General features: G+C 69.6%; 7 protein-coding genes. 3 read left to right on the forward strand and 4 right to left on the reverse strand.

Annotated elements, in window-relative coordinates; all coding sequences use genetic code 11:
* Positions 1-40: 40 nt before the first annotated feature.
* Together Adu01nite_RS47175 and Adu01nite_RS47180 are read right to left on the reverse strand one after the other, a co-directional pair.
* Positions 41-892, reverse strand: a complete 852-nt coding sequence (locus tag Adu01nite_RS47175) for a hypothetical protein (protein ID WP_203735963.1) — start codon at positions 890-892, stop codon at positions 41-43.
* A 23-nt stretch (positions 893-915) separates the two neighbouring features.
* Positions 916-1398, reverse strand: coding sequence for a SigE family RNA polymerase sigma factor (locus Adu01nite_RS47180; protein WP_275414800.1), 483 nt, complete (start codon positions 1396-1398; stop codon positions 916-918).
* Between the two features lie 153 nt (positions 1399-1551).
* On the opposite strand from Adu01nite_RS47180, the gene Adu01nite_RS47185 reads away from it, so the two are divergent.
* Entirely contained in the window at positions 1552-2046 is a 495-nt protein-coding gene (locus Adu01nite_RS47185) for a sigma-70 family RNA polymerase sigma factor (RefSeq protein WP_203735965.1), read from the forward strand.
* Complete coding sequence (locus Adu01nite_RS47190) at positions 2043-2726, forward strand: hypothetical protein (protein WP_203735966.1); 684 nt, start codon at positions 2043-2045, stop codon at positions 2724-2726. Before Adu01nite_RS47185 ends, Adu01nite_RS47190 begins: the two co-directional genes overlap by 4 nt.
* Positions 2727-2835: 109 nt before the next feature.
* Here the strand turns inward: Adu01nite_RS47190 and Adu01nite_RS47195 are convergent, their stop codons facing one another.
* Positions 2836-3474: a DUF4360 domain-containing protein gene (locus Adu01nite_RS47195; protein WP_203735967.1), complete on the reverse strand. Its 639-nt coding sequence runs from the start codon at positions 3472-3474 to the stop codon at positions 2836-2838.
* A 301-nt stretch (positions 3475-3775) separates the two neighbouring features.
* Between Adu01nite_RS47195 and Adu01nite_RS47200 the strand changes: the two genes are divergently transcribed.
* Entirely contained in the window at positions 3776-6001 is a 2226-nt protein-coding gene (locus Adu01nite_RS47200) for a putative bifunctional diguanylate cyclase/phosphodiesterase (protein ID WP_239133245.1), read from the forward strand.
* A gap of 58 nt (positions 6002-6059) precedes the next feature.
* On the opposite strand, the gene Adu01nite_RS47205 is transcribed toward Adu01nite_RS47200, so the two are convergent.
* On the reverse strand, positions 6060-7244 hold the full coding sequence (locus Adu01nite_RS47205) for a hypothetical protein (RefSeq protein ID WP_203735968.1): 1185 nt from the start codon (positions 7242-7244) through the stop codon (positions 6060-6062).
* Between the last annotated feature and the right edge of the window lie 165 nt (positions 7245-7409).

Consider the following 7409-nt stretch of genomic DNA (forward strand, 5'->3'; position numbering starts at 1 on the left):
CCCGGCATGGTGCCGGCCCGCCACTGCCGGTTCGGACTCCTCAGGGCAGGATCTGGTCGCCGATCGTGGTGGCGATGGCTTTGACCTGGGCCGGGCTCAGCGGCGTCGCGGGCTGCGCCACCGAGTTCTCGGGGTCGGTGCCGGGCACGACGAACTCGTTGTCTACGAAGATCATCAGCGTGCGCTTGTCGGGCAGCTCGACGGTCGCCTCGTGGCCCACGAACCCGGCCAGGCTCGTCGTGGTCCGCACCCGCTGCCGCCGCCCGTCGGTGCCCTTGCTCTCGGTGCACGGCTCCGGAGAGGGGTAGCACTTGAAGTAGGTGTCCGGGTCGATGATCTTCGGGTCCGTCCCGCACTTGCTCATGGTGCCGCCGTTGCACGGGTTCGGCGCGATGATGCTCAGCCGCAGCGTGCCCCGCCGGCCATCGAGACCGACACCCGTACCACCGAAGAACATCTGATCCTGCGTACGCTGCACCCCGTCGCCGGTGATCAGCGGCGGCCGGCCGTCCGGAGTCGAGTACGCGGGGTCGCCCTGCGCCAGCCATTGCGCACCCGGCGCCGCCTCGCGGACCGCGCCGTCAAGTGCTTTGCGCAGCGCCGCGGCGGTGGCCGCCTTCGCCTCCCGGCTGTTCGCGACGAGCCGGAAACCCGAGGCCGGGGTGGTGGACGGGGCGGTGGCGGGGGATGCCGTCGGGCCGGCGACCACCGGTGGTGCGGGCGCCGTCGGGCTGATCACCGCGAGCGCGGTAGCCACGACCGCGACAGCGGCCACCGGCATACCGACGCGTACCAGAGTCCGCCGGCGCTTCTCCCGCCGCACCAGGTCCGCGACGTCGATCGTGCTGGGCGGGGCGTCCGCGGTCAGGTCCTCGAAGAGCTGCTGGGTCATGATGTCGTCCTTTCCGCGCGGCCTCAGCCGCGCAACGCCTGTTCGTTGATGCGCAGGGTCTGCAGCCCGCGCGCCGTCTGACTCTTCACGGTGCCGACCGTGACCTGCAGAATCTCGGCGGTCTGCTCCGCGGTGTAGTCGAAGTAGAACCGCAGGATCAGCACGGCCCGCTGGCGTGGGCCGAGCTCCCGCAGCAGCGCGGCCAGCGAGTCCCGGTCGGTGATCCGCTCACCCGGGTCGACCGGCCGGTCCGGCAGGTGCTCCGCCGAGCGCTCACGCCGCCACGGGCGGCGGCGTTCACTGAGCCAGGCGCGGGTGAGGATCCGCTGGGCGTACGCCTCGGGGTTGTCGGCCCCACGCACGTCACGCCAGTGGCGGTAGATCTTGGTGATCGCGATGGAGACAAGATCGTCGGCGGTGTGCCAGTCCTGACACATGAGGTACGCCGAGCGACGCCATCGCTCCATCCGCTGCGCCACGAAGTCATGAAACTCCTGGTCATCCACCCGGTTCGAGCCCGCCTTCCGAGTCGGCTGCGTGTTGACAGGCGTACGACGCAGCAGCCCGGCCGGAGGGTTGCACGACATCGCAAAAGCGGTGTGCAGCGCGGGGCGGCGGCCGATGCGTCCATAGGGTGAGGAGTACCGACGGGAGCGAGCGTGTCGTTCGAGGAATTCGTGGCAGGTCATGGCCGGTCGCTCGTGCGCCTGGCGTTCGTCCTGAGCGGCGACCGGCAGGTGGCGGAGGACCTGGCCCAGACCGTGCTGGCCGATGCCTACCGGCATTGGAAGCGAGTGCAAAAAGCAGCAAGACCCGAGGCATATGTACGCCGCATGCTGGTGAACGCGCATCTGAGCTGGCGTCGCCGCCGCTGGACGACCGAGCGGCCCGCCGACCTGCGCCAGGAGACCGGCACCGCGGTGGCCGACGCGGCCGACGCGGTCGCCGCCCGCGACCAGATGCGGGTGCTGTTGAGCAGGCTCGCCCCGCGCGCCCGCACCGTGCTGGTCCTGCGCTACTACGCCGACCTCGACGACGCGGCGATCGCCGCGGCCATGGGAGTCAGCGAGAGCTCGGTGCGGGCCACCGCCTCCCGAGCCCTGGCAAGCCTGCGCGGGCCCGCGGCCATCGACGCAGAGAGGGAGACCCGATGAACCAGTCGACCGAGCGCGAGCTGCGCGAGCTGTTCGCCGCCGACGCCGCCGACGCCCCCGACGAGCAGGCCGTGGCCGCCGCGGCGGTGCGCCGGGTCCACCGCCGGCGCCGGACCCTGACGGTGGCGGCGGCCACCACCGCGGTGATCATCGCCGCGGGCGGGTACGGCCTGTACCGGCCGGCCTCGACGCCGCAGGCACAACCACCCGCCGCGACACCGCAGGCAAAGCCACCGGCCGAGCTGCCGGCCGGGGTCGAGCCGGGCGATCCGCTCGCCTTCGGCGCGGCGCAGCAGTGCGTCAAGGCGTACTCACCGCGGACGGTCGCCGAGAACACGTTCGCCTTCGACGGAACCGTGACCGGCATCGGTCCGGCCCGAACCGAGCGCAGCCCGCAACCCGGCCGGCTGGATCTGCGCTCGGTGACCTTCCAGGTGCACACCTGGTTCAAGGGCGGCTCCGCGGGCACCGCCGTCGTCGACATGGATGCGCCCGCGGTGGGAAGCACGACGGGCGGCGAGGGTGTCCCGGCCTATCAGATCGGCACCCGGTTGCTCGTGTCCGGCATGCCCCGCTGGGGCGACGCCGCGCCGCTCACCGACGCGATCGCGTGGGGCTGCGGTTTCACCCGGTACTACAGCCCCTCGATGGCGGCCGCATGGGCCGCCGCGACGCATTGAACGGCCCGCGGGATAAGCGGCGGAGCGCAGATGATCGAGGTGTGGTGAATTGCTGCCGCCCGCGCCCGCCGGCTCGGGGAATGGCCCGAGCCGGCGGCGACAAGGCTTCTCAGCACTTCTTCCAGGCGACGTGGTAAACGGTGTCGATGCGGCCGTCGGTCGAGTCCATCGTCAGCATGCTGGTGGTCTTCTTGAGGTTGGACGAGCCACCATTGACCCGGAGCTCGGTGTTGACGTTAAGGTAGCGCTGCTCGCCGCAGGGCAGGTAGGCCAGCGAGCTGATGCCGACGGTGTCGGTCCGCTGCCAGTCGCCGTCGTACGGGCCGTTGAAGTCGTGCCGGATCCGGGTGCTCTGGGGTTCGCCCTGGAAGTAGTAGTTCGCGGTCTCCGAGCCGTACGCTCCGCGCTCCAGGTGGGCGAAACCGCGGTAGTCGGTGCCGGAGATCGCGTACGTGTATCCCTGCGGGACGTGCACGTCCAGCGCGAGCTGGCAGTTCTTGCGGAAGTCGGCCGGCTGGGTGCCGACCCCGACCTGCGCGATGAACTGGCTGTAGGTGACGGTGAAGGCCTTGTTGTCGGGTGACGGGGTCACCTGAGCGCTTCCCCACGGGCACCCGGAGCCGTTGGCCGCGACGACGCCGATGATCATTTCGTCGGTCGGCGACAGGGCGGGGGAAGCGGTGGCCGGCGTGCCGGTGGCGGCCAGCGCGCCCGCCAGAGTGGCGCCGAGAGCAAGAGCTTTGAGCATGGAATTCCTTCCGAAGGTGCAAGTCGATGCAATTGCGAATAACGCGGAAAATTGATTTTGGCCTCCGCGCCAAAGGCACAACGACGTCACGCTCTCTCGCGTAACCGTTCATATTCGGACGGCCTGCGAGGGGGAAGGGCAATTGTCCATTCGTCCCATGCCACTCGTAGGCGACGGGCGGCACTCAGCAGAATGGAGGACCGCGGCGTGCGAGTACGGTATTCTTCGCGCGCTGACCCACGCGTAACCGGGCCGGACAACCCACCGCTCATTTTCCGGTCGGATCTGCCGAAAATGTGATGTGCTGGAAAAGCTGATGGGGCGGGCGTGGCCTGCCTGGATCGCGCTCGGGGTCGGCGCGGGTCTGCTCTACATCGTCATCCCCTCCCCGGCCGTGGGCTCGCTGCTGTCGGCGGCCACCGGCCTGGCCTCGGTCTGCCTGAGCCTGTACGGCATCCGGCGGCATCGATCCGCCTCCGTCGTGGCCTGGCTGATCTTCATCGGCGGGCAGCTGAGCTGGGTACTCGGCGATCTGATGTACGCCCGAAATGAGTTCGTGCTGCAGCAGCAGCCGTACCCGTCGATGGCCGACGTGCTGTACCTGCTCGCCTATCCGCTCCTGGTCGCCGGGCTGTTCCTGCTCACCCGGGCGCAGGGGCCCCGCACCCTTGCGGAACTGATCGACTCGGCCGTGATCGCCACCGGGTTGAGCCTGGTCTACTGGATCATCGTGATCGACCCGATCGCCCTCGATACGGCGACGCCGCTCCTGATCCGGATCACCACGATCGCCTACCCGACGGGTGGTGTGCTGCTTTGCGCGGTGCTGCTGCCGATGGCCGCCCGCTCGGGACAGCGGACGCCGAGCGCCTGGCTGTTGCTGCTGGGCAGCGTGGCCACCCTGGCCGGCAACGCCGTCTACACGCTGCTGCCCAACCCGGCGGCGATCACGATCAAGGTGGTATTCGGAGGTTTCCTGTTCTCGTACCTGTGTTTCGCCGGGGCGGCGATGCATCCGTCGGGGCACACCCCGGTACCGGTCCGCGAGTTGAAGATCTTCAGCCGCGGTCAGCTCGGCCTGCTCGCCGCCGCGGCCCTGCTGGTTCCGGCCATGCTGGTCCTCGACGGGCTGCGCCACCCGGGCTCGGTCAGCTGGCTGGCGATCGCCGTGGGCTCCGTCGTCCTGCTTCTGCTCATGCTGGCCCGGTTGTCCGGTTCGATCACCCGGGTCCGGGTCCAGGCGGGGCAGCTCGAAGACCTGGCGATGAGCGACGAACTCACCGGGCTGCCCAACCGGCGCCGGTTCGAGGAACGCCTCCGGGAATGCCTCCCGGCCGGCCGGCCTCAGGTGGCAGTTCTCGACCTCAACGGCTTCAAGGCGGTCAACGACCGGTTCGGCCACGCTGTCGGCGACGATCTGCTGGCCCAGGTCGCCACCCGCCTCTCCGATTCCTTACGGGAGGACGACCTGGTGGCGCGGATGGGCGGCGACGAATTCGCGGTGCTCGTGTCGGCCGCCACCCCGGCCGTCATGGACAACGTCGTCGAGCGGCTCAAGGTCTCGCTGCGCCTCCCGATCGTCACCGGCGGCAACGACCTGCTGGTCACGGCCAGCATCGGCATCGCCGACAGCACCGGCACCGACGACCCCTACGAGATCATGCGCCGCGCCGACGTCGCCATGTACGTGGCCAAGGCGCTCGGTGAGAACCAGCGGCGCCGCTACGACCCGAGCATGGACGACCACGCCCGCGAACAGAACCGGCTGGCCGCCGAGCTGCGGATCGCCCTGGACACCGGGCAGTTCCACCTGGTCTACCAGCCGATCGTGGAGCTGCCGTCCGGGCGGATCACCTCGGTGGAGGCGCTGATCCGCTGGAACCACCCGGAACACGGCTTCGTCAGCCCGGCCGACTTCATCCCGGCCGCGGAACGCAACGGCCTGATCGTCGAGATCGGCGAGTGGGTGCTGCGGACGGCGTGCGCGCAGGCGGTGACCTGGCGCCAGACCCTCGGCGACCGGGCCCCGCAACGGATGAGCGTCAACGTCTCCGCCCGCCAGCTGACCGAGCCGGACTTCCCCGGGCTGGTGACCGAGGTTCTGGCCTGGACCGGTCTGGGCGCGGCGAACCTGATCGTGGAGGTCACCGAGACCGCCGTATTCGCCGGCGGCCAGGCGGTGCTCGCCGTCAACGCACTGCACGAGCTGGGTGTTCATATCGCCCTGGACGACTTCGGCACCGGGCATTCGTCGCTGACCCTGCTCCAGACCGTGCCGGTCGACGTCCTGAAGGTCGACAAGAGTTTCGTCGACAACATCACCATGTCCGGCCGGCACGCCGTCATCGCCAGCGCCCTGATCCAGGTCAGCGACGGCCTCGGCCTGATCGCGGTGGCCGAAGGGGTGGAGACCGGCGAGCAGGCCGCCGAGCTGCACCGGATCGGTTACCGGCGCGCCCAGGGCTACTACTTCGGCAAGCCGGCGGCCGAGCCGGACTTCGAGCGGACCACCGCGATCACGGTGTGACGGTCGGTCCCGGCCGGGCCGGCGCCGGCCCGGCTGCCCGGCGCAGCTCGATCCTCGTTCAACTCGCACTTCTCAGGATGATCGACTCGTCGTTGGACACGAGCGTCGCTACGACGTGGCCCGCGGCATCGATGCCGATGATGTCGACGCCGCCGTCGTCCTGCAGGGGGTCCGCGATGCTGAACAGCGTGGTGGTGCCGGAACTCCACCGGATCGGGTGCCTGGGTCCGGCCTGATCAGGGGTGATGAGCTTGGCGAGCCCGCCCACCTGTCCGCGTTCGTTGACCACCGCCGCCTCGGTGTGGTAGCCGGCCGGGTTCATGTCGATCATCTGTCCGTTCTGCCACATCACCGCGTGGACTTCGCCCTCCAGCGTCACCTGGGCGTAGCCGACCACCAGGCCGGCGTCGTTGATCGCGCGGGCGGCGCCGTCAACGGCGGGATAGCTGCCCCACAGATCGGTCATTTCACCGTTCTGCCAGAGGAAGGGGTGGTGAGTACCGAATCCGGACACCTCACTCTGGCCGATGACCTGACCCCGGTCGTTGATATCGCACGGGTACGTGTTCACGCCGCCCAGGTCACCGAGGTCGAGCCGCTTGTAGTACGGCCGGGCCGGCGAGCCCTCCGGCGTCCAGATCACCGACCGGTCGGCACCCGTCGAGGTATCCAGCACCGATCCGAGGATCTGACCCCGGTCGTTTATCGCGACGGTGGTGCTCCGGCTGCCCGCGGGTGTCGGCAGGATCGTGTATCTGCCCCGGTCGAGGACGAAGGCGCGGCCGCTGAACGTCGCCGAGTTGTAGGTGGACCCGACCACCTGACCCCGGTTGTTGATGCCGGTGGTCCAGATTTCGTCGTCGCCGCCACGATAAGGGTAGTAGCCGGCCCGGCCGTGCTGCCACAGGAACACCGTGGTCGTGCCGCTGACCGTGCCCGCCACGACAGCGTTGTCGTTGATCTGCTCCGGGGTGCCCTTGAGGCCGAGCGGGACTGGCGTGGTCATCCCGTGTGGCCACATGACGGCGACGTAGGCCCCGCTGTCCTTGCTCCGGCTGCGGCCGACGATGTCGCCCTGTCCGTTCATCGCCGCGGCGTAGGAATGCCTGCCCCCGCCCAGGTCACCGAGCACGATCATCGGGCTCTGAGGTAGCTCGTCCGCGGCGGCCGACGCCACCGAGGGCATGGTGATCATCAGTGCTGCGGTGAGCCCCACCGCGGCCCACCCTGCATAGACCTTCATGACGGCTCCCGACTTCAGAGAACTCATTTTCAGCGTATTGACGGTCCGAGGTCCCACTACTGCCGGAAGACCGAGGGGGCCGCGTAACCGGGGACCGCGTGCCGGGCCGCTCGGCGGCCCGGCACGAAGCCGATCCCGTGGTCTCACCGCACCAGGGTCATGGCC

The sequence above is a fragment of the Paractinoplanes durhamensis genome (assembly GCF_016862175.1).
Lineage (GTDB): Bacteria > Actinomycetota > Actinomycetes > Mycobacteriales > Micromonosporaceae > Actinoplanes > Actinoplanes durhamensis.